Origin of the sequence: Halosolutus amylolyticus (genome assembly GCF_023566055.1) — an archaeon.
Lineage (GTDB): Archaea > Halobacteriota > Halobacteria > Halobacteriales > Natrialbaceae > Halosolutus > Halosolutus amylolyticus.
The window spans coordinates 201,732-221,264 of record NZ_JALIQP010000004.1; the positions used below are offsets into that span (position 1 = coordinate 201,732).

Consider the following 19,533-nt stretch of genomic DNA (forward strand, 5'->3'; position numbering starts at 1 on the left):
GTCGTCGATCGATCGCGGCGGCTCGACGACGATCGTGCGAGGATAGCGTTGCTCCGGAGGAGCAACGAGACGGAGGCGGCGAAGCCGCCGACGAGAGCGACCTCAGTCTTGCTTCGCGCCGGGGTTCGTCACGGCACCGTTGGCCGCGGAGTCGAACGTCTGCCCGTACTTCGCCAGCACGCCGCTCGTGTAGGCGGGTTCGGGATCGTCGCGCTCCTCGATGCGGCGCTCGATCTCCGCCTCGGAGAGGTCGACTGAGAGTTCGAGCGCGTCGATGTCGATCGTGACGGTATCGCCGTCCCGGAGCGCGGCGATCGGGCCGCCGACGGCGGCTTCCGGTGCGACGTGGCCGATCGAGAACCCGCGCGTGGCGCCGGAGAACCGACCGTCGGTGAACAGTGCGACGTCCTCGGCGTGGCCCTGCCCCGCGACGGCGCTCGTGACGCCGAGCATCTCCCGCATGCCGGGCCCGCCCTGTGGCCCCTCGTTACGGATGGCGATGACGTCGCCGGATTCGACGTGCCCCTCCTGGACGTACTCCATGGCCTTCTCCTCCTCCTCGAAGACCCGGACGGGGCCCTCGTGATGGAGGTGGTCTTCGCCGGTGATCTTGATGACCGCGCCCTCGGGCGCGAGGTTGCCCGTCAGGATGCGGATGGCACCCCGCTCGTGGATCGGGTCGTCGACGGTCTCGAGGAAGTCCGCGTCGAGGTCGTCGATCCGCGGCGGGTCGACGCGCTCGATCGCCTCGGCCATCGTCTCGCCGGTGACGGTGAGTGCGTCGCCGTGCAGGAGGTCGGCCTCGAGGAGTTCGCGCAGGACGACCGGGACGCCGCCGACCTCGTGGAGGTCGTTCATCACGCGCTCGCCACCGGGCTGGAGGTCGGCGATCTTCGGCGTGGATCGACTGATCTCGTTGAAGTCCTGGATGTCGAGGTCGACGCCGGCCTCGGCGGCCATCGCCAGCAGGTGGAGGACGGCGTTGGTCGACCCGCCGACCGCGACCTGCAGGGAGATGGCGTTCTCGAAGGACTTCCGCGAGAGGAAATCCGAGGGACTGCGCTGGTCCTGGACGGCCTGGACGGCGAGTTCGCCGCTCTCGCGGGCGACCTCGTACCGGTCCTCATCCTCCGCGGGCGGGGACGAGGAGCCGAGCGGCGCGAACCCGATCGTCTCTGAGATCGAGGCCATCGTGTTGGCGGTGAACATGCCGCCGCAGGAGCCGGCACCCGGGCAGGCGTTGCGCTCCATCTCGTCGAGTTCGTCCTCGGACATCTCGCCGTCGGCGACCGCACCGACGCCCTCGAAGACGTTCTGGATGGTGATCTCGCGGCCCCCGTGCTCGCCGGGCATGATCGACCCGCCGTAGAGGAAGACGCTCGGCAGGTCAGTCCGGATCGCGGCCATCATCATCCCGGGCATGTTCTTGTCGCAGCCGCCGATCGTCACCAGTCCGTCCATGCGCTCGCCGAACGCGACGAGTTCCACGGAGTCGGCGATGACCTCCCGCGAGATCAGCGAGGCTTTCATCCCCTCGGTCCCCATCGAGATGGCGTCGGAGATAGTGATGGTGCCGAACTCGATCGGCATCCCGCCGGCCTCGTCGATGCCGTCGTAGGCGGACCCCGCCACGTCGTCCAGGTGAACGTTACAGGGCGTGATGTCGGCGGCGGGGTTGGCGACGCCGATCATCGGCGAGGACAGGTCATCGTCGTCGTACCCCATCGCGCGGAACATAGCACGGTGGGGTGCTCGTTCGACCCCTTCCGTGACCTCGTTGCTCGGCAGTTCCTCGGGTTTGCCCTCCGCGGGCGATCGATCCGTGGGCCGTTGGCTCATACCCGGAGGGATGGAACCTCTGCGCTTAAAGGCCCCGGATACCGTGACCGCCCACGTCAAGCCGCCTCCGAACAGGTTCGGCCGATTCGTCCAGTGGGGTGTGATACTGCCGGACAGAAGTCAAGGGAGAGAATTCGCCGGACGAGAACGGCGAATTCTCACAATAGTTCTGCCCGACAGTAGAGCGGGGTGGGCCGCCGATCGACGCGTCGGAATCGTCGGCCGCCAGCGCCCGCACTATACGGTCTGCCGTATCGAGTTCCCCGGAGCAACTGCAGGACGGCCCCGGTTGCGCCGGAACTGACGGACAGGAGTCCGTATGATCCAGAGCGAAAATTCCACGTTACCCAGACCTTTCGCTATCTTGCAGGAGCCTTTCCCTGACTGGTCACGGAGTACCACGGGACCCAGATCTATGTACAAATACTGTCTCGATTGTGGGTGGCAGGCCAGTTCTGAAGAGGGGTACACGGAACGGGAGGTGTCGAAGGAGGCGATCGAGCACTTCGTCGAGACGGGGCACACGGTCGAGTCCTTGCGGCTTCCGCCGCCGACGATCCTGGAAAACTGACGATCGTGCCGGCAGGACCGCCGCCCGTCGGGACGGCGGCGATCACGCGTCGCCGGAGAGTCCGGAGAGGTCGAACTCTCTCTCGATCTCGAACGTTCCGGTCTCGAAGTCGGCGTCGATCGCGACGATCCTCTCGCCGCCGATCACGTCGACGTGGATCGTCTCGTCGTCCGGGGTGACGCCGGCGAAGTGCGAGCCGGGTCCGGTATCGAGTTCCGAGACGGTCTCGCGATCGTCGACGGATACGATTCGGGTCGTGGCGCCGCTGGTGTTCGGAATCACGGCGTATCGGAACTCGGAGTCGAACGCGACCGTGTGCGGGGTATCCTCCTCGCTGTCGCCGAGCGAGCGGTCGGCCACGACCGCGAGATCGCCCTCGCCCGCCGGCTCGAGGACGTAGAGGGTCGCCGTGCCCTGGTCGATCGCCCACACCTCGTAGTCGCCGCCGTCGCCGGGGACGAGACCGATCCCGTGGAAGTCGCTGGCGTCGTTGCCCGCGTCCGGCTGGACCGTCCCGAGAGGCTCGCGTTCCGCGACGTCGACGACCGCGACGCCGGGTTCGTCGCCCGCGATGGCGTGGGTCGCCGATTGCGGATTCGGGCCGCGAGTCGTCACGTACGCGTACGCTCCGTCCGGCGCGATCGTCACGGTGTCGGGCGAGGAAGCGACGGCGTCGATCTCCGCGACGATCTCGTCGGTCCCGGTGTCGATCACGATCGCGTCGTCGGTGTCGCGGTTGACCATCCACAGTTCCTCGGCGTCCGGCGTGAACGCGACGCCGTGGGCGTCCGCGCCGGCGCTGTCACCGCTCGCGAGCCGTTCGTGGCGCTCCGTGTCGTACACCCACCACTCGCCCGCGGGTTCGGTTTCGGCGGTATCGGCGACGCCGCCGTTGAGGTACAGTTTGGGCTCCTCGGGGTGGGCGATCGCCCCGTAGTTCGCGGGGACGTCCGGGAACGCGGTCTCGATCTCGAACGTTTCGACGTCGACCACCAGCACGCCGGCGTCGCCGTAGCCGGGACCGAGCGTCACGTAGGCGTACCGACCGTCCTGCACGTAGTCGTGACTGATCGGGCCGACGCTGTCGAACCCCATCGTGCCCGGGTCACCGTCCTCGGCGGTCGCGTCGTCGTTGCGGACGTCGTCGCCCTCGTCGCGCTCGTCACCCTCGTCACCCAGACAGCCAGCGAGCGCGATCGCTCCGCCCGTGGCCTGCAGAACGCGCCGTCGAGGGAGTCGTCCCGTCACGTCCGATCGGTGGCCGCCGGGCGATCAAAACACCTTCGCTACCGCGGTGACCGGGCGACACGCGGTGGTGATGGCTGCAGGAGATCCGACGGCGATCAGGAGGTATAATGGCTCGCGGGCCGTACGTACGCGGACGACGAATGAACCGTCGACGAGTGCTGTCCACCGGCGCGGCGATCGGCGTCTCCACCTGTCTGGCCGGGTGTTTCGGCGGCGACGAGGAGGAATCCGACGCGGAGAACGATCCCGGCGGCGAGCGCGGCGAGGACGCCGATGGCGGCTTCGCGACGATGGCCCGCGTCGAGGACCCGCCGGACGCGGTCTACCTGCCCTCCCACCGCGACGGGATGATCGGCCTGGAGACGGTGCGGGCCGGCGACGTCGCCATCGCGCCGATGTTGTCGATCCCCCACTCCTTCTGGATCTGGCCGGGGCCGGAACGGGTCGATCCCCCGCCGAACGACGCCGTCCACCTGATGGTGTCCGTTCGGGATCCCGAAACCGGGACGGTGCTCCCGGTCGACGCCAGCGCGGCGATCGAGGTCTCGAAAGACGGGGCAGTCGTCTCGGATAAGCGTCCGTGGACGATGCTCTCGCAGGGGATGGGGTACCACCTCGGCGACAACTATCGGATCGAGGGGAACGGGACGTACACGGCGACCGTCTCGCTCGGCCCGATCGCGGACGTCCGCCTGACCGGCGCGTTCGAGGGCCGGTTCGACGAGCGGGCGACGGCGACGATCGAGTTCGAACTCGACGACGAGCGACGGCAGGAACTCGTCGACCGGAGCGCGTACTTCGACGAGGATCGCTGGGGCGATCGGGAGGCCGTGTCGCCGATGGGAGACGGCCACGACGGCCACGCGATGCCGTACTCGTCCCTGCCGCCGGCCGACGACCTGCCGGGGACCCTCCTCGGCGAGCCGACCCACGACGACGGCGTCTACGTGACGACGCTGCTGCCCGCGGGCTCACGGTTCGTCGACGGCGACGAGCGCTACCTCGTCGTCTCACCCCGGACGCCGTACAATGACTGCGTTCTGCCCCAGCAGTCCCTCTCGATGCGACTCGAACGTGACGGGGAGACGATCGAGGAGGCAGACCTCACGGCGACCCTCGACGACGAACTGGGGTTTCACTACGGAGCCCCGGTCGCGGAGCCGCGGGCGGGGGACGAACTCGTCGTCTCGGTGGACACGCCGCCGCAGGTCGCCCGTCACCAGGGGTACGAAACCGCCTTCCGGTCGACGGGCGATCTGTCGATCGAACTCGAGGAGGGGGTGTCGTAACCGTGAGCCGTACGGCGCGCGCCCTGTCGATCGCCCTCGTCGTCGTCGTAGTCACAAGCGTCGCGACCGTCGGGTTCGCCGGGATGGGGGGCGCAAGCGACAGCGCGACGATCCTGGAGGTCGAACCGGAGACGGCCCAGGCGCCCCCGGGCGAGACGATCCACGTCGCGATCCGACTGTACAACGACGGCGGCTACGGAGGGGTCGGCGTCGAACGCGTCGCGTTCGGGGTCGAGTACGATAGCGACGTCCTGACGATCGACTCGATCACTCGCGGCCCCTGGCTCGAACAGGGCAACGAGACGGAGATCGTCACCGAGGTCGACGTCGACGAGGCGGCCGGCTACGCCGTCGTCGAGCAGTACCGCGACCCCGTCGCGGGCGGCGCGGCCGGCAACGATCGCGCGGCGACGGTCACGTTCACCGTCGCGGAGGACGCCGACGGTGCGAGTTCTCCGGTGAACGTGACGGACGTCGAAACCGAGTTGACCACCGACTGGCCCCAGACCGCGTTCACCCACAACGGGAGCGTCTCCGTCGCGGCCGACGGCGACGTCGTCGACGCCTCGCCGCCGGAGCGAACCCTCGATTACGAGGCATCGACCGACGACGGCGGCAGCGATTCGATCCCCGGCCTCGGCGTCGTCGCCCCCCTCGTGGCACTCGCCGTACTCGCCGGGATCGCGGCGTTCCGGCGGGACTGATACGGATTGCTGTAAGTCATTTCCGGCGCAACCGCGATCCGGGCGGCGGTTGCGCCGGTACATCGTTACAGCAATCCGTATGAAGCCGCCGCTCGCGGGGTGTTTTTCTGTTCGCGGAACGGATATGCCGATCGGCCGCTCATCCGCGCCGCTCGAGAATCCGATCGATGATCAGCCGCGTCGACAGCAGTTCGTCCTCGTCGCCCGGTTCGCGGCCGCTCGCGCGCTCGACGGTACAGTCGATGCCGCGGCGATCGAGTTCCGCCTCGATCGCGTCGGCGTCGTGGTGCTGGTCGTGCCCCAGCGCGATCACGTCGGGATCGATCTCCTCGATCGGGACGAAGATGTCCTCTTCGTGGCCGAGGATGGCCTCGTCGACGGCTTCGAGCGCGCCGACGACGTCCCGGCGCTGTGTCGCCGGGCAGATCGGCGCTTCCTTGTGGTCGACGTTCGCCTTCCGGGCGACGATGACGATCAGTTCGTCGCCCATCGCCGCGGCCTCTTCGAGGTAGTGGACGTGGCCGGGGTGGAGAATGTCGAAGGTCCCCTGGGCGATCACCGTCCGCGTCATGGCGACGTCCACCTCGCCGTCCCGTGGCCGTTCGGGCCGTCGGTTCTCACGGTCATCCTCGCAGTTCCTCGTCGATGTCCGCCTGTGTGAAATCGAAGAACTCCTCGGTGTCCGGGAGGTCGACGTCGAGGACGTTCAGGGTCGTCGGCTGACCCTGTGAATCGAAGGCTTTCCAGTTGGTTCGGCGGTAGGGCGCGCCGATGATGACGTGGACGCTTCCCCGGCCGAACGTCTCGAGGTCCGCGCTGCTCGGTCGGATGACCCCGTTCGGGTGCGAGTGAATGCTCCCGAGCGCCTTCACGTCGTTCGGAATCTGGCTCGTCTTGACGGTCGCGCTCACGCTGTTCGACTCGGTCCCCGGCACCACGAGAATATCCGTGATGACGAGGCCGTCCCGATCGAGTCCCAGTCTGTCTGCCTCGGTTCCCCGGAGAAACCCCATGTACTCGTCGGGATGGGTGGCCTCCGAGGACTCGAGGGCGAACTCGAGGGTTTCCTCGGCGATGCCGAGGATCTCGTTCGAGCGAAACAGCGCGTCGAGCAGCCCCATGTCCCTACCTGTGGGCTTGCCGTTGCTAAACGTTCCGAAAGGGGACCCCGTCGATCGGGGGTTCGATCGATCGGGTCAGGCCCCCTCGCCGTCCTTCCGGACGATCCCGTCGAACGTGCCGTACAGCACGTCCTCGTCGTCCTCGTTGGTGCAGACGGCGGAGCACTTGAGTTCGTAGTGGCGATCGGTCTCGGTGACCCGATCGACCACCATTCGACAGGTGATCGTCTCGCCCGTTCGGACCGGCCTTCGAAACTCGAACTCCATGCTGCGGGCGATGTAGCTCATGTCGCCGCCGATCTTGGTCGGTAACGTGGCCGTGAGCAACCCCTGGACGATCAGCCGGCCCTCCTCGTCCGGTTCCGTATGAATGGCCTGTTGATCGCCGGAGAGTTCGCCGAAGTCGCCGACGTCCTCGCGATCGAACGTCCGCTCGTAGATGTACTCGTCACCTTCCGCAGGCGGGGATGAGATGGGCATGCAGGAAGCGTTTCGCCGGTCGATCTTGTAACTGGCGTGCGAGGAACTCGCAAGATCTGGGCAGTCCGTCGCGATTCGATCGCGGTTCCGCCCGGAAATCCGGCTCGATCGATCGCTCGTCGCTTCTTGACAAGGGTTATACGCGACCGTCTCAAATTACGGGCCAAGATGACACCCACGCCCGCCGGGAATGCCGGCGCAGACGACGGGGATTCCGTCGTTTACGATCTCGCGGCAGAGTGTACCGCAGAGGACGTCGAAGGGGACACACCCTATCTCGCCGAAATCAACGGTATCGTCGACTACGGCGTCTTCGTCGATCTCTCCGAATCCGTCTCCGGACTCGTCCACGAGTCCGTTCTCGAGGGCACCTTCGCCGTCGGCGACGAACTCGTCGTCGAACTCGAGAGCGTTCGCGACAACGGCGACATGGCGTTCCAGCCGGCCGACGTCGAGGAGTACACGCTCCAGAGCGTCGCCCACGACTACTCCCTGACCGGGACCGATCGGCTCGAGGCCAACGTCGGCGAGCAGATCCACCTCGAAGGAGAGGTCGTCCAGGTCAAACAGACCGGCGGCCCGACGATCTTCCACGTCGCCGACGAGTACGGCGTCGTCCCCTGTGCCGCGTTCGAGGAAGCGGGCGTCCGTGCCTACCCGAAAGTCGAGGTCGGTGACATCGTCCGCGTCACCGGCACCCCGGAACACCGCGAGAACTCCCTGCAGGTCGAGGTCGACGGCCTCTCGAAACTCGACGGCGAGGACGCCGAGGAGGCCCGCGAACGGCTAGAGACGGCCCTCGAGTCCCGCGCCGAGCCTCACGACGTCGAACCACTGATCGACTGGCCGGCGTTCGAAAAGCTTCGACCCAACCTCCGCGAGGTCGCGAAACTGCTCCGGCGCACGGTGCTCGAGGGCCGCCCGATCCGCGTGCGCCACCACGCCGACGGCGACGGCATGTGTGCCGCCGTCCCGGTCCAGATCGCCCTCCAGCGGTTCATCGCCGACGTCCACGAGGACGACGACGCGCCACGACACCTCATCAAGCGCCTGCCCGCGAAGGCGCCGTTCTACGAGATGGAGGACGCGACGCGGGACCTCAACTTCGCGCTCGAGGACCGCGAGAAGCACGGCCAGCAGCTTCCCCTCCTGCTCATGCTCGACAACGGCTCGACCGCCGAGGACGTCCCGGCTTACGAGACGCTGGCTCACTACGACATCCCGATCGCCGTCGTCGACCACCACCATCCCGACCCCGATGCGGTCGGCGACCTGCTCGACGCCCACGTCAACCCGTACCTCCACGACGAGGACTACCGGATCACGACGGGGATGCTCTGTGTCGAACTCGCGCGGATGATCTACCCCGACCTGACCGACGAACTCCGCCACGTCCCCGCCGTCGCCGGCCTCGCGGACCGGTCGAAGGCCGACGCGATGGACGACTACCTCGACCTCGCCGCCGAGGAGGGATTCGACGAGGAGCGACTGAAGGACGTCAGTGAGGCGCTCGACTACGCCGCGTTCTGGCTGCGATACAACTCCGGCGACCAGTTGATCGAGGACCTGCTCCACGTCGACAACGGCGACGAGGAACGCCACCGGGAACTCGTCTCCTTCTTCGCCGATCGCGCCCGCGCGGAAGTCGACGACCAGCTAGACGCCGCGATGGCCCACCTCGAACACGAGGATCTCGACAACGGCGCGCACCTCTACCGGATCGACGTCGAGAACTTCGCCCACCGCTTTACCTATCCCGCGCCGGGCAAGACCACCGGCGAGATCCACGATCGCAAGATCGAGGAGACCGGCGACCCGGTGATCACGGTCGGCTACGGGCCGGACTTCGCCGTCCTGCGCAGTGACGGCGTCCGACTCGACATCCCGCAGATGGTCTCGGAACTCGAGGAGGAGGTTCCGGGCGGAGGCGTCTCCGGCGGCGGCCACCTCGTCGTCGGTTCGATCAAGTTCGTCAAGGGCAAGCGCGAGGAGGTCATCGAGGCGCTGGTCGAGAAGATGGAGGACGCCGAGATCGACGAAGAACTCTCGAGTGCGGCCCCGATCGACGACTGATCGTCGCCGATCGATCGCGCTCCGCCCGCAAAGCATCGTCTCCTCTCCGTGATCGACGGCCAGCCGGTGGACCGGGACGAAACGATCGCTTCGTGGCCGGCGGAACACACCAATAGTACAGATGACACCGACCGATCGACGCGACAGTATCGAACCCGCGACCGTCGTCCTCGTCTCGGAGTCGCCGGACATGCGTCAGCGGACGCGGGAGGGGCTCGCGGACGGGTGTCCGATCGACCTCCACGTCGTCGCCGCCGACGAAGCTCTCGCGTTTCTCGATCGGCGCGACCCGTTCGCCGACGCCCCGCTCGCGAGTCTCGTTCTGCTCGACGTCAGGGGACGCGTGGACGAGATCGGATTTCTCGAGGCGACCGCCGATGAGCCGTCCCTCGGGCGGATTCCCGTCCTCGTCCTCGGCGAGTCGCCAGCGGATCGGCCGTCGTCGGACGCGGATCCGGAGGGGACGGGACTCGACGTGGGCCAGTACTACGATCGTTACGCGAACGCGTACGTCCCGGTCCCGCCGGATCGCGACGCGTTCGCGGACGTGATGGATCGAATCGCGAGGTTCTGGGTGTCGACGGCGCGGCTCCCGAACCGGAACGATCGTCGCCGCTAGAACTGGTAGCGTCGCTCGTCGTCCATCGTCGGGTACTGGTCCGCGCCGGTCATCTCCTCGAAGGTCATCCCGGAGAGGTACTCGTCGTAGGTGACGTCGTAGGTCGATCGCAGCTGGAAGTCGAGTTTGCCGCTGTCGACGGTCGTCTGGAACAGCAGGTGGATCGCCCGGCGGACGAGTTCGTCGGTGTCTTCGGGGTCGAGCGCGGCTTCGAGGAGAGCGAGTTCGTTGCGCGTCTCCCGATCGAGGCTGACGGCCTGTTCCGCCTCGATGTCGGCGTATCGCTGTTCTACGTCCTCGGTGAGATCGTCGAGGCTCATACGGAAGCGGAGTCGAGCCGATCGGATAGCCTTTTCGTGGTCGCGGCGGGTCTCGCGTTCGGGAGGACGGCCCGATCGATCCCGGGACCGGCGACGGCGTGCAGTCGGTACACGCCCGATTCGGGCCGTGATCTCACCCGTCCGTGTCCGGCTCGAACTCGTCGGAATCGTCCAGTTCGAGGAGCGTGACGCTCCCGTCACTGTTCACCAGGACCACGTATCCGGCGTACTCGAAGCGAACCCTCCCGTTCGCGTCCTCTTTGCCCCGAAACAGTTCGTTCAGTGCCGACGGATCGGTGACCTCGTAGAGGGGCGGGCACTCGATCGGATCGATGCCCAGCGCGTCCGCGACGGCTCCGATCACTCGAATACTCGGATCCGGATCGTCCGTGAACGGTGGGTCGCTCTGACCTGCTGTCCTGTCACTCGTCCTCATGTGATTTCCGGTGCACGAGGCACCATGCGAACCGATATAACCGCACACCCACACAGGTATGTATGTCACAGTACGTGTACGTTATCGCCGGCTCGATCTGCGGAGCGTGTACGTGGCGGGCGTGGGGTCAATCGACGCCGCGCTCACGTTCGCGATCAGTAGACGTAAGACGGGCCACTCGCTAGGGCGATCGATGAGCGACGTCGAGTCAGCGGAAGACGCCGACGCCGGCGAGGACGACCCGGAGTGGTCGCTTCCCGACGACCTCGCCGCGGCCCGGAAGGCGCTGATCGAGTGGTACGAGGCCGACCATCGCGCGTTCCCGTGGCGCGAGACCGACGACCCCTACGAGATCCTCGTCAGCGAGGTGATGAGCCAGCAGACCCAGCTCGATCGGGTCGTCGACGCCTGGGAGGCGTTCCTCGATCGATGGCCGACGACCGCGGACCTGGCGGCGGCCGATCGGGCCGACGTCGTCGGCTTCTGGACGGATCACAGCCTCGGCTACAACAACCGGGCGAAGTACCTCCACGAGGCCGCTACCCAGGTGGAAACGGAGTACGACGGCGCGTTTCCGACCGATCCCGACGGACTGCAGGACCTGATGGGTGTCGGTCCCTACACCGCGAACGCGGTGGCGAGTTTCGCGTTCAACGCCGGCGACGCGGTCGTCGACACGAACGTCAAGCGGGTCGCGTACCGGGCCTTCGACGTGCCGGACGACGACGCGGCCTTCGAGACGGCCGCGAACGACCTCATGCCCGCGGGCGAGTCGCGCGTCTGGAACAACGCGATCATGGAACTCGGTGGCGTGGCCTGCACGCAGACGCCGCGTTGCGACGAGGTCGGCTGTCCGTGGCGCGAGTGGTGTCACGCCTACCAGAGCGGCGACTTCACCGCCCCCGACGTCCCCACCCAGCCCAGCTTCGAAGGGAGCCGTCGCCAGTTCCGCGGCCGCGTGATCGGCACCCTGCGGGAGTACGACGAACTCGCAATCGACGCGCTCGGCCACCGCATCCGGGTCGACTACGCCCCCGACGGCGAGTACGGTCGGGAGTGGCTCCTCGGCCTGCTCGAGGACCTCGCGGACGACGGACTGGTCGACGTCGATCGGTCGGGCGACGAGCCGATCGCCCGACTCCAGCGCTAACCGGGAGCGCCGTCGGCCGGATCGAATGACGTATCTTTATCAGCGGCTGTCACGAAGAGTAACATATGTTCGAACGTGTAACACACGCGCTGAACCGCGCCCGCTACGCGGCGACCGGTGCTGCGATCGGGGCCTTCGTCGGTGGATTGATCAGTCGAAACGGCGCCAGCACGGGTGCGGCGATCGGCGCGCTGGTCGGCGCGACGGTCGGCGAGAAGCGAGGAGACGTCGACGCGGCCATCGAGCGAGTCGGTGACCTGAACGGCGGCCTGCGGTCCGGATCGGAGTCGGACGTCCGGGACTGACTCGTAGCCGCGATATCGCTCTTTTCGTCCGCGACTCGAATCCGAACGGTCAAACCCGCCAGTCGACTGGCGAAGCGTATGGAGGTGCTTGTTCGACTGGTCGCCTTGCTGGTCGTGCTGTTGCTCGGCACGGGACTGCGGGCGATCGGCGTCCTGACCGCCGGCCGGACCGCTCGGCTGAACGCCGTCGCCTACTACGTCGCCCTCCCGGCGCTGATCGTCGTCTCGACGTACGACCGGGCGATCGACGACCTCCTCTCGCCGGCGCTGCTCGGGGGGCTTCTCGTCGTGCTGTTCGGGACGGCGGGGCTGGCCTGGGTCGTCCACCGGGGTCGGGAATCGAACGGTCGCCGGAGCGTCGCGATCGTCCAGTCGTACCACTCGAACCTGGGCTATCTCGGATTGCCGCTCGTGGCGGCGACGTTCGACGGCGCGGTGACGGCGATCGCGAGCGTCGTCCTCGGCGTCGTCTCGCTGATGCAGGTGCCCCTGACGATCCTCGTACTGACCTCCCTCAACGGGGCCGAGGCCGCCGTCGGCGACGAACTGCGATCGCTCCTGACGAATCCCGTGCTGGCGTCGTTGCTCGTCGGCCTCTCCATCGGGTCGGTCGGCCTCGCGGTTCCCGGCCCCGTCGTCGCCGGACTCGACGCGGTCGGGTCGCTCGCGCTCCCGCTCGCGTTGCTCTGCGTGGGGGCTTCGCTCCGCGTCGACCTCCCGTCGATCGACGTCGGCGCGACCGCGGCCGTCGTCGCGCTCAAGATCGGTTGCATGCCGATGCTCGCGTGGGTCGTCTTCTCCGCGCTCGCCGTCGATCCGGCCACGTTCGCCGCCAGCGTCGTGATGCTCGGGACGCCAACCGCCGTCTCGACGTACGTCTTCGCGAGCGAACTCGGCGGCGACACGGCCTTCGCCTCGCTGAACGTCTTCGCCACGACCGTCGCCTCGATCGGGACGCTGTTCGTGCTGATCGAACTCGTCGGATGAGAGCGTAAGCGGGCGGGCCCCTGGCGGTCGAATCCGCGGCTCCACTCCCCTCGACTCGCCCATCTTCGAACGGCCCGCCCGTCGCCCGATCGATCGGACCCTACAGGAGCAGGAAGCCAACGATCGAGACGGCGATGAAGACGGCTTTCAGGCCGACGTTGACGGCGATCACCTTCGTCCCGAACTCCGCGCCCCAGATGCCGTACTGGAACGGGATCGATCGCTTGACCGTGCCGATAGTGAGCGAGACCAGACTCCCGACGAGCAGCGTGACGACCGCCTCCTCGGGGGTGAAGACGTCGCCGATCAGGGGTGCGATCGCGATCGCGCCGCTGGTCGGGTCGACGGTCGACACGAGGATCACGGGCACCGCGGCGCCAGGGAGGCCGATCAGTGCGGTGAGCGGTTCGGCGATCCCGGTCATGGCCTCGAGGTCGACGTACTCGAGGCCGACGAAGACCAGCGAGTAGACGATCGCAAGCCGCGGGACGATCGATCGGAGGCGGTCGCCGGTCTTGCCGGCGGCGTGGCGAACCGTTTCGCGGTGGGTGCGGGGTCCGTCGTCACCGTCTCCGTCCGGAGCGTCGGAATCGATCGAACCGCTGTCGTACTCGTAGCCACGCAGGAGGACGGCCCCGGCGAGCAGGCCGACGATCGTGATCGCGAGCGAGATGCCGGCGCGCGCACCGACGTACATGAGCCCGACCTGGAGGCCGAGAATGGGGACGAGGACGGGGCCATAGTAGGTGACGATGTGCTGGAGGAAGCCGAAGAACGTGTTGACGACGACGGCGATCAGCGTCGCGCGATCGTCCAGCAGGCCCGACTCGCGAAACTCGGCGAGCATGCCGTACCCCGCAGTGACCGAGACGGTGTTGGTGATGACTGCCGCGCCGACCTCCTCTGGAAGATTGGCGGGTTCGGTGAGGTATCGGCCCACGCGAGCGACGACGTCGACGAGCCCGTACGCGACGGCGAGATTCGCGAGTCCGACGCCGGCACCGATCAGGAGCGTGATGGTGGCGATCCGCGGGAGAGCCTCCGATAGCAGGATCGAGACGATCGACGGCACACCGCCCGCTTCGAAGGCCGACAGCAAAGGGGCGTCGGATCGGGCAATCGTGTCGACCGCGACCGATCGTCTCTCGCGGCCGACGAACGGCGACGTGACGGACGTGTCACGTCGACACGAGATCGGGTACATATTTGCCGGTCCCGTTCGTTACACCAGCCATGTCCGATATCCACGTCGTCGCTATCAGTGGGAGTCTGCGCGACGCGAGTTACACCAGACGGGCCCTCGAACGGGTGCTCACCGCGGCCGATCGGGCCGGTGCCAGCACGGAATTGCTCGACCTCCGCGAGTTCGAGTTGCCGCTGTTCGACGCGGACGTCGACAGGGCTGACGCCGGGGACGCAGAGGTCCTCGCCAGACGGGTCCGGGAGGCGGACGCGATCGTGCTCGGGACGCCGATGTACCACGGCTCGTACTCCTCGCCGCTGAAGTCCGCCCTCGATTACTGCGGGTTCGACGAGTTCGAGGACAAGACCGTCGGCCTGCTGGCGGTGTCCGGCGGTGCGTTCCCCGTGACGGCCCTGGACCACATGCGATCGGTCTGTCGGGCGCTCAACGCGTGGGTGATCCCCCACGAGGCGGCGATCCCGAACGGGAGCGCGGCCTTCGAGGACGCTGAGTTCGTCGACCCGAAACTGGAGGAACGGGTCGCGACGCTCGGTCGGCGTGCGGTCCAGTACGCGACCATCGAACCGGATCCAGGGTCGTTCGAGGGCGATCAGAACGTGGGTGCGGAAGGAAAGTGAAACGGGGTACTCAGGGGTTCAGCAGTCGCTGAAACCGGTGCTGGTGGGCCAGAAATGAGAACAAGACGAAGACGAACACGCCGAGGTGGAGCGCGTCGATCCAGACGACGAAGGAGGTGACGCCGAGCGAGAGCGCGGGCGAGGTCGCCGTCCACTCGACGAACCACGCCGAGACCAGCAACGTCGCCGCGCCGGCTGCCAGTAACAGCGCGGGTCCGATCGGCGCGTCGGCGACCTGCGGGGTGATCCGGCAGCGGAAGACGCGCCGCTCGACGCTGAACTGGACGACCAGGATCCAGACGAGGACGACCGTGGCGACGACGAGGCCGGGGACCCCGTCGATCAGTTCCGCCACCCAGAGCCAGACGACCCAGCCAGTCGTCAGCAACAGTGCCGCTCCCAGCCGTCGTGGCTGGATCAGATCGCCGTCGTCGCTGACCGTCATTCCGAAGACGCCGGCCCTGAGCAACGAGCCACAGAAGAGAATCCCGAGACCGGCGAGCGCCGTCGAGGTCGTTCGAGGGCCGATGACCAGGCCGAACCAGAGCCCGACGGCAAGGGTCTCGACCGCCGTCGCCGAGAGCGCCGCGGTCACGCCAACGACCCGCCGTCGGGTCGTGCGACCGAGCACCTCCGGCTGACGAATGACGCTCATACCTGCATACTTCGGGGCTACCGGTTTCGTTATGCGACGCTTTCCCATTCCCCCGACCGAGAGACGACGGAAACGGCTCTCTGCCGGGTGTTTCACGGGCCGAAATAGTGGATTTACTCGAAAGGGGATGGGGAATATCCGTCGGTAGCGGCTCCGAGGCGACCGTTCAGGATCTCCCCCATCCGTCGCCGAAAAAATCCCCCGGGATTCGACCGGGCCCGTGTCGGCGATCGGTGACCGTACGCGAGCCCCCCGTTCCGTGAACGGATCCGACGAACCGGCAGACGGCGGCGGCACGACCGGCGACGGACGGAACTGGTAGCCGACGTGTAACGTTCGGCCTGCTGGGTCGATCGATCGAAACGGTGGACAGAACTATGTACGGCGGTGTGGTCGGGGCGAATTATGCCCGAGACGAAAGGACAGGACAGGACGTTGTACGAACTCGTCGTAAAGGAGGCAGTCGAAAAAGGGATGGACACGCCGCTCCGGGACTCGATTCTCGAGGGCGTCGAAGAATCCGGCGGTGGCGGGCCGGCGGGCGGGCGAGGACTGCCGCTCGCGGGGGCACTGTTCGGCCTGGGGGCGGCCGTGGGCTTCCTCGCGGGACGACAGTCGACAGAACTCGAGGAGACGCCGCTGGAGGACGTCCAGGAGCCGGAGATCATCGAGGACGTCGTCGAAGACGTCGCGGGCGAGTCCGGGGAAGCGGACGTCTCGGCCGCGGATGGGGAATCCGAGGCCGAGGGATCGCCTTCGCGACTCCCACGGATCATCATCACGCTCGGCGTGATCGCCGGTGCCGTCCTCCTTCGGCGTCGCCTCGGGGGCGGCGAGGAAGAGGAGTGGGAACCGATCGAGGAGTTCGAACCGGCGACCAGTGCCGGGGTGGACGAGGAGGAAGAAGCGGCCGAGGCGGACGAAGGGGAGGAGACAGCCGACGAGGAGGACGAAGAAGAGGAATAAACTGCCGAGCGACACGAATCCCGCGTACGCGTCGCCGATTCTCGATTTTTTCTGACGCGACCATCGTCGGAACCGATCGGGCCGTGGCCGACACCACGACTACTAAGAGGGCCACGCCGACACTGTGTGCCAATGGAGACGACTCATCGCGTGTACGTCGGTGACGCCCGGGACCTGTCGGCAGTCGCCGACGACGCCGTCGAACTCGTCGTCACCTCGCCCCCGTACCCAATGATCGAGATGTGGGACGACCTCTTTACCGACCTCGATCCGGCCGTCGGCGACGCGCTCGCGGCCGGCGACGGTCGAGCGGCGTTCGCGGCGATGCACGCCCAGCTCGATCGAGTCTGGGACGAACTCGAGCGGGTGCTCGTCGACGGCGGAATCGCCTGTATCAACGTCGGAGACGCGACCCGGTCCGTCGACGGCAGTTTCCGGGTGTATCCGAACCACGCCCGGATCCTCGAGGCCTTCGAGTCGCGAGGGTTCGACCCCCTGCCGGACGTCCTCTGGCGCAAGCCGGCAAACAGCGCCGCGAAGTTCATGGGAAGCGGGACGCTCCCGCCCAACGCCTACGTCACGCTGGAACACGAGTACGTGCTCGTCTTCCGGAACGGCGTCGACAGCCGCGAGTTCGAACCGCGGGCCGATCGCCGGTACGAGGCGGCCTTCTTCTGGGAGGAGCGCAACCGCTGGTTCTCGGACGTCTGGACCGATGTTCGCGGCGAACTACAGGACCTCTCGGGTGACGCCGTCGACGACGACCTCCGCGACCGATCGGCGGCCTACCCGCTCGAGATACCCTACCGCCTGTGCTGTATGTACTCGGCCTACGGCGACACCGTTCTGGACCCGTTCTGGGGGACCGGGACGACGTCGCTGGCCGCGATGTGTGCCGGGCGACACTCGATCGGCTACGAACTCGAACCGGCGTTCCGCGAGGTGTTCGACGACCGGGTCGCGTCGGTTCCGGACCTCTCGCGATCGATCGGCCGGGCGCGACTCGATCGCCACCGCGAGTTCGTCGCCGATCGCCGCGCGGACGGCAAGGACCTCTCCTACGAGGCCGACCACTACGACACCGACGTCGTCACGAAGATGGAGCGGGGGATTCGCTTCCGCGAGGTGTCGTCGGTCGTCCCGTTCGAGGAGGGGTACTGGGCCGAACACGAACCGCTGTCGATCGAGTGAGCCTCGTCGGTCGACGGAGGGCCGGCCGGGACCCACAGGATTATGAGCCACGCCTCACAGGATCGTGTGCATGAACGTCGATCTCGATCGCTTCGACTCGCGCCGATCGACCGTCTACGCGAACCGCGGGATGGTCGCGACGAGCCAGCCACTCGCCGCGGAGGCGGGCGTGTCGATCCTCCGGGAGGGTGGAAACGCGTTCGACGCCGCGGTGGCGACGGCGGCGGCGCTCAACGTCGTCGAACCGACCTCGACCGGTCTGGGCGGGGACGTCTTCGCGCTCTACCGGACCGCCGACGGCGAGGTGGGGGCGATGCGATCGTGTGGGGCCGCGCCGGCCGAGGCGACGATCGAGAACGTACGGAGCGCGCTCGACGCGGCGGATGCGGACACACTCGATCGATACTATCCGGCGTCTCGGGGGTACGCCGTCGACGGCGACGCGAGCGGCGACGACCTCGAGATGCCGTTTCTGGGCCCCCACGCGGTGACGGTTCCCGGGACTGCCCGCGGCTGGGAGGCGACGATCCGTGAACTCGGTCGGAAGACGCTCGGCGAGGTGCTCCAGCCCGCGATCGAGTACGCGACCGAGGGGTATCCCGTCTCGCCGGTGATCGCGCACTACTGGCAGGGGGCCGAGAATCTCTTCCGGGACGAACACGCCCGCGAGGCGTACCTTTTCGACGGCGAGAGCCCCGACCCGGGCCAGACGGTGACCCTCCCTCGGCTGGGCGAGTCCCTGCAACAAATCGCCGAGGAGGGCGCGGACGCGTTCTACGAGGGTCCGATCGCCGACGCGATCGTCGAGGAGATCCAGTCCGCGGGCGGGTTCATGGACCACGACGACCTCGAGTCCTTCGAACCCGAGTTTGTCGACCCCGTCAGCACCACCTACAACGGGGCCGAGGTGTACGAACTGCCGCCGAACAACCAGGGGCTGATCGCGCTCGAGGCGCTGAACATCGCCGAGGCGATCGGTGCGGGCGATCACGACTACGACTCGCCCGAGCGGGTCCACGCCTTCGCGGAGGCGACGAAACTCGCGTTTGTCGACGGCCACCACTACGTCACGGATCCCACCTACGAGGACGTTCCGCCGCTCGCCGACGAATCGTACGCGCGAGAACGGGCGCAGGCGATCGGCGAGACGCCGATCCAGGATCCCGCGGTCGGCGTGCCGAACGCGCACGCGGAGGACACGGACACCGTCTTGCTCACCGTCGGCGACGAGGAAGGGAACCTCGTCTCCTACATCAACTCCCGCTTCGCCGGCTTCGGGAGCGGACTCGTCGCCGGCGAGACGGGGATCGCGCTCCAGAACCGCGGGGCCTCGTTCTCGCTCGACCTGTCCCACCCGAACAGCCTCGAACCGGGGAAACGACCGTTCCACACGCTGGTGCCCGCGATCGCGAAACTGGACGCGGACGACTGGATGGCCTTCGGCGTCATGGGCGGGTACATGCAACCGCAGGGCCACGTCCAGGTGCTTTCGAACATCGTCGATTACGGGATGGATCCGCAGGCGGCGCTCGACGCGCCTCGCTGGCGGTACCGCGAGGACGGGACGCTCGGCGTCGAGGAACGGCTCCCGAACGCGGCGAAACTGGCCCGCAAGGGCCACGACGTCTCCGTCCTCCCGCCGGTCATGTTCGGCGGCGCCCAGCTGGTCCGCCGGCGGGGCGAGACGCTCACCGGTGCGACCGAACCCCGGAAAGACGGCACCCCGATCGGCTACTGATCGGCTCGACGACCGATCAG

The 19,533-nt window shown here is 67.4% G+C and carries 21 protein-coding genes; 12 read left to right on the forward strand and 9 right to left on the reverse strand.

All coding sequences use genetic code 11. From position 1 onward, the window contains the following. Positions 1-102 precede the first annotated feature (102 nt). Positions 103-1,839: a dihydroxy-acid dehydratase gene (ilvD, locus tag MUN73_RS16300; RefSeq protein WP_250141570.1), complete on the reverse strand. Its 1,737-nt coding sequence runs from the start codon at positions 1,837-1,839 to the stop codon at positions 103-105. 415 nt (positions 1,840-2,254) lie between these two features. On the opposite strand from ilvD, the gene MUN73_RS16305 reads away from it, so the two are divergent. Beyond that, positions 2,255-2,410, forward strand: a complete 156-nt coding sequence (locus MUN73_RS16305) for a hypothetical protein (protein ID WP_250141571.1) — start codon at positions 2,255-2,257, stop codon at positions 2,408-2,410. 42 nt (positions 2,411-2,452) lie between these two features. On the opposite strand, the gene MUN73_RS16310 is transcribed toward MUN73_RS16305, so the two are convergent. Next, the gene (locus MUN73_RS16310) at positions 2,453-3,658 is read right to left on the reverse strand and encodes a YncE family protein (RefSeq protein ID WP_250141572.1); all 1,206 of its coding nucleotides are present in this window, start codon (positions 3,656-3,658) and stop codon (positions 2,453-2,455) included. A gap of 140 nt (positions 3,659-3,798) precedes the next feature. Here MUN73_RS16310 and MUN73_RS16315 point away from each other — a divergent pair, with 140 nt between their 5' ends. After that, complete coding sequence (locus MUN73_RS16315) at positions 3,799-4,947, forward strand: DUF7350 domain-containing protein (protein WP_250141573.1); 1,149 nt, start codon at positions 3,799-3,801, stop codon at positions 4,945-4,947. A gap of 2 nt (positions 4,948-4,949) precedes the next feature. Then, positions 4,950-5,651, forward strand: coding sequence for a cohesin domain-containing protein (locus MUN73_RS16320; protein ID WP_250141574.1), 702 nt, complete (start codon positions 4,950-4,952; stop codon positions 5,649-5,651). Between the two features lie 139 nt (positions 5,652-5,790). Here MUN73_RS16320 and MUN73_RS16325 read toward each other — a convergent pair whose 3' ends face one another. The 3 genes from MUN73_RS16325 to MUN73_RS16335 all read right to left on the reverse strand — a co-directional run bounded on the left by MUN73_RS16325 (position 5,791) and on the right by MUN73_RS16335 (position 7,252). Further along, positions 5,791-6,222: an FAD synthase family protein gene (locus tag MUN73_RS16325; protein ID WP_250141575.1), complete on the reverse strand. Its 432-nt coding sequence runs from the start codon at positions 6,220-6,222 to the stop codon at positions 5,791-5,793. Positions 6,223-6,274: 52 nt separating this feature from the next. After that, on the reverse strand, positions 6,275-6,772 hold the full coding sequence (locus MUN73_RS16330; RefSeq protein WP_250141576.1) for a Mov34/MPN/PAD-1 family protein: 498 nt from the start codon (positions 6,770-6,772) through the stop codon (positions 6,275-6,277). Positions 6,773-6,847: 75 nt separating this feature from the next. Beyond that, positions 6,848-7,252 (reverse strand): hotdog family protein, encoded by a 405-nt coding sequence (locus MUN73_RS16335; RefSeq protein WP_250141577.1) that lies wholly within the window; start codon positions 7,250-7,252, stop codon positions 6,848-6,850. Positions 7,253-7,420: 168 nt separating this feature from the next. Here MUN73_RS16335 and han point away from each other — a divergent pair, with 168 nt between their 5' ends. Beyond that, complete coding sequence (gene han, locus MUN73_RS16340; protein WP_250141578.1) at positions 7,421-9,325, forward strand: Hef-associated nuclease; 1,905 nt, start codon at positions 7,421-7,423, stop codon at positions 9,323-9,325. Between the two features lie 121 nt (positions 9,326-9,446). After that, the gene (locus MUN73_RS16345; protein WP_250141579.1) at positions 9,447-9,944 is read left to right on the forward strand and encodes a response regulator; all 498 of its coding nucleotides are present in this window, start codon (positions 9,447-9,449) and stop codon (positions 9,942-9,944) included. Here MUN73_RS16345 and MUN73_RS16350 read toward each other — a convergent pair. Together MUN73_RS16350 and MUN73_RS16355 are read right to left on the reverse strand one after the other, a co-directional pair. Then, on the reverse strand, positions 9,941-10,264 hold the full coding sequence (locus tag MUN73_RS16350; RefSeq protein ID WP_250141580.1) for a ribbon-helix-helix protein: 324 nt from the start codon (positions 10,262-10,264) through the stop codon (positions 9,941-9,943). The two genes, MUN73_RS16345 and MUN73_RS16350, sit on opposite strands and share 4 nt — an antisense overlap. A 133-nt stretch (positions 10,265-10,397) precedes the next feature. Continuing rightward, positions 10,398-10,700 carry a HalOD1 output domain-containing protein gene (locus MUN73_RS16355; RefSeq protein WP_265339276.1) on the reverse strand — a complete coding sequence of 101 codons (303 nt, stop codon included), beginning with the start codon at positions 10,698-10,700 and terminating at the stop codon, positions 10,398-10,400. Between the two features lie 193 nt (positions 10,701-10,893). Here MUN73_RS16355 and MUN73_RS16360 point away from each other — a divergent pair, with 193 nt between their 5' ends. The 3 genes from MUN73_RS16360 to MUN73_RS16370 all read left to right on the forward strand — a co-directional run bounded on the left by MUN73_RS16360 (position 10,894) and on the right by MUN73_RS16370 (position 13,142). Continuing rightward, positions 10,894-11,850 carry an HhH-GPD family protein gene (locus MUN73_RS16360; protein WP_250141582.1) on the forward strand — a complete coding sequence of 319 codons (957 nt, stop codon included), beginning with the start codon at positions 10,894-10,896 and terminating at the stop codon, positions 11,848-11,850. A gap of 65 nt (positions 11,851-11,915) precedes the next feature. Beyond that, the gene (locus MUN73_RS16365) at positions 11,916-12,155 is read left to right on the forward strand and encodes a glycine zipper domain-containing protein (protein WP_250141583.1); all 240 of its coding nucleotides are present in this window, start codon (positions 11,916-11,918) and stop codon (positions 12,153-12,155) included. Between the two features lie 78 nt (positions 12,156-12,233). Next, positions 12,234-13,142: an AEC family transporter gene (locus tag MUN73_RS16370; RefSeq protein WP_250141584.1), complete on the forward strand. Its 909-nt coding sequence runs from the start codon at positions 12,234-12,236 to the stop codon at positions 13,140-13,142. Positions 13,143-13,242: 100 nt separating this feature from the next. Here MUN73_RS16370 and MUN73_RS16375 read toward each other — a convergent pair whose 3' ends face one another. After that, positions 13,243-14,214 carry a nucleoside recognition protein gene (locus MUN73_RS16375; RefSeq protein ID WP_250141887.1) on the reverse strand — a complete coding sequence of 324 codons (972 nt, stop codon included), beginning with the start codon at positions 14,212-14,214 and terminating at the stop codon, positions 13,243-13,245. Positions 14,215-14,375: 161 nt separating this feature from the next. On the opposite strand from MUN73_RS16375, the gene MUN73_RS16380 reads away from it, so the two are divergent. Then, complete coding sequence (locus tag MUN73_RS16380) at positions 14,376-14,963, forward strand: NADPH-dependent FMN reductase (protein ID WP_250141585.1); 588 nt, start codon at positions 14,376-14,378, stop codon at positions 14,961-14,963. Between the two features lie 10 nt (positions 14,964-14,973). Here the strand turns inward: MUN73_RS16380 and MUN73_RS16385 are convergent, their stop codons facing one another. Further along, positions 14,974-15,618: a hypothetical protein gene (locus tag MUN73_RS16385; protein WP_250141586.1), complete on the reverse strand. Its 645-nt coding sequence runs from the start codon at positions 15,616-15,618 to the stop codon at positions 14,974-14,976. A gap of 405 nt (positions 15,619-16,023) precedes the next feature. On the opposite strand from MUN73_RS16385, the gene MUN73_RS16390 reads away from it, so the two are divergent. The 3 genes from MUN73_RS16390 (at position 16,024) to MUN73_RS16400 (ending at position 19,513) form a co-directional block, all read left to right on the forward strand. Next, positions 16,024-16,584 (forward strand): hypothetical protein, encoded by a 561-nt coding sequence (locus MUN73_RS16390; RefSeq protein ID WP_250141587.1) that lies wholly within the window; start codon positions 16,024-16,026, stop codon positions 16,582-16,584. 132 nt (positions 16,585-16,716) lie between these two features. Continuing rightward, the gene (locus MUN73_RS16395; protein WP_250141588.1) at positions 16,717-17,775 is read left to right on the forward strand and encodes a DNA-methyltransferase; all 1,059 of its coding nucleotides are present in this window, start codon (positions 16,717-16,719) and stop codon (positions 17,773-17,775) included. 70 nt (positions 17,776-17,845) lie between these two features. After that, positions 17,846-19,513 (forward strand): gamma-glutamyltransferase family protein, encoded by a 1,668-nt coding sequence (locus MUN73_RS16400; protein ID WP_250141589.1) that lies wholly within the window; start codon positions 17,846-17,848, stop codon positions 19,511-19,513. Positions 19,514-19,533 lie beyond the last annotated feature (20 nt).

Coding starts and splice junctions, on each gene's coding strand:
- ilvD (WP_250141570.1), bottom strand. CDS start 1,839: ATGAGCCAACGGCCCACGGATCGATCGCCCGCGGAGGGCAAACCCGAG.
- MUN73_RS16305 (WP_250141571.1), top strand. CDS start 2,255: ATGTACAAATACTGTCTCGATTGTGGGTGGCAGGCCAGTTCTGAAGAG.
- MUN73_RS16315 (WP_250141573.1), top strand. CDS start 3,799: ATGAACCGTCGACGAGTGCTGTCCACCGGCGCGGCGATCGGCGTCTCC.
- MUN73_RS16325 (WP_250141575.1), bottom strand. CDS start 6,222: ATGACGCGGACGGTGATCGCCCAGGGGACCTTCGACATTCTCCACCCC.
- MUN73_RS16330 (WP_250141576.1), bottom strand. CDS start 6,772: ATGGGGCTGCTCGACGCGCTGTTTCGCTCGAACGAGATCCTCGGCATC.
- MUN73_RS16335 (WP_250141577.1), bottom strand. CDS start 7,252: ATGCCCATCTCATCCCCGCCTGCGGAAGGTGACGAGTACATCTACGAG.
- han (WP_250141578.1), top strand. CDS start 7,421: ATGACACCCACGCCCGCCGGGAATGCCGGCGCAGACGACGGGGATTCC.
- MUN73_RS16345 (WP_250141579.1), top strand. CDS start 9,447: ATGACACCGACCGATCGACGCGACAGTATCGAACCCGCGACCGTCGTC.
- MUN73_RS16350 (WP_250141580.1), bottom strand. CDS start 10,264: ATGAGCCTCGACGATCTCACCGAGGACGTAGAACAGCGATACGCCGAC.
- MUN73_RS16355 (WP_265339276.1), bottom strand. CDS start 10,700: ATGAGGACGAGTGACAGGACAGCAGGTCAGAGCGACCCACCGTTCACG.
- MUN73_RS16360 (WP_250141582.1), top strand. CDS start 10,894: ATGAGCGACGTCGAGTCAGCGGAAGACGCCGACGCCGGCGAGGACGAC.
- MUN73_RS16365 (WP_250141583.1), top strand. CDS start 11,916: ATGTTCGAACGTGTAACACACGCGCTGAACCGCGCCCGCTACGCGGCG.
- MUN73_RS16370 (WP_250141584.1), top strand. CDS start 12,234: ATGGAGGTGCTTGTTCGACTGGTCGCCTTGCTGGTCGTGCTGTTGCTC.
- MUN73_RS16380 (WP_250141585.1), top strand. CDS start 14,376: ATGTCCGATATCCACGTCGTCGCTATCAGTGGGAGTCTGCGCGACGCG.
- MUN73_RS16385 (WP_250141586.1), bottom strand. CDS start 15,618: ATGAGCGTCATTCGTCAGCCGGAGGTGCTCGGTCGCACGACCCGACGG.
- MUN73_RS16390 (WP_250141587.1), top strand. CDS start 16,024: ATGCCCGAGACGAAAGGACAGGACAGGACGTTGTACGAACTCGTCGTA.
- MUN73_RS16395 (WP_250141588.1), top strand. CDS start 16,717: ATGGAGACGACTCATCGCGTGTACGTCGGTGACGCCCGGGACCTGTCG.
- MUN73_RS16400 (WP_250141589.1), top strand. CDS start 17,846: ATGAACGTCGATCTCGATCGCTTCGACTCGCGCCGATCGACCGTCTAC.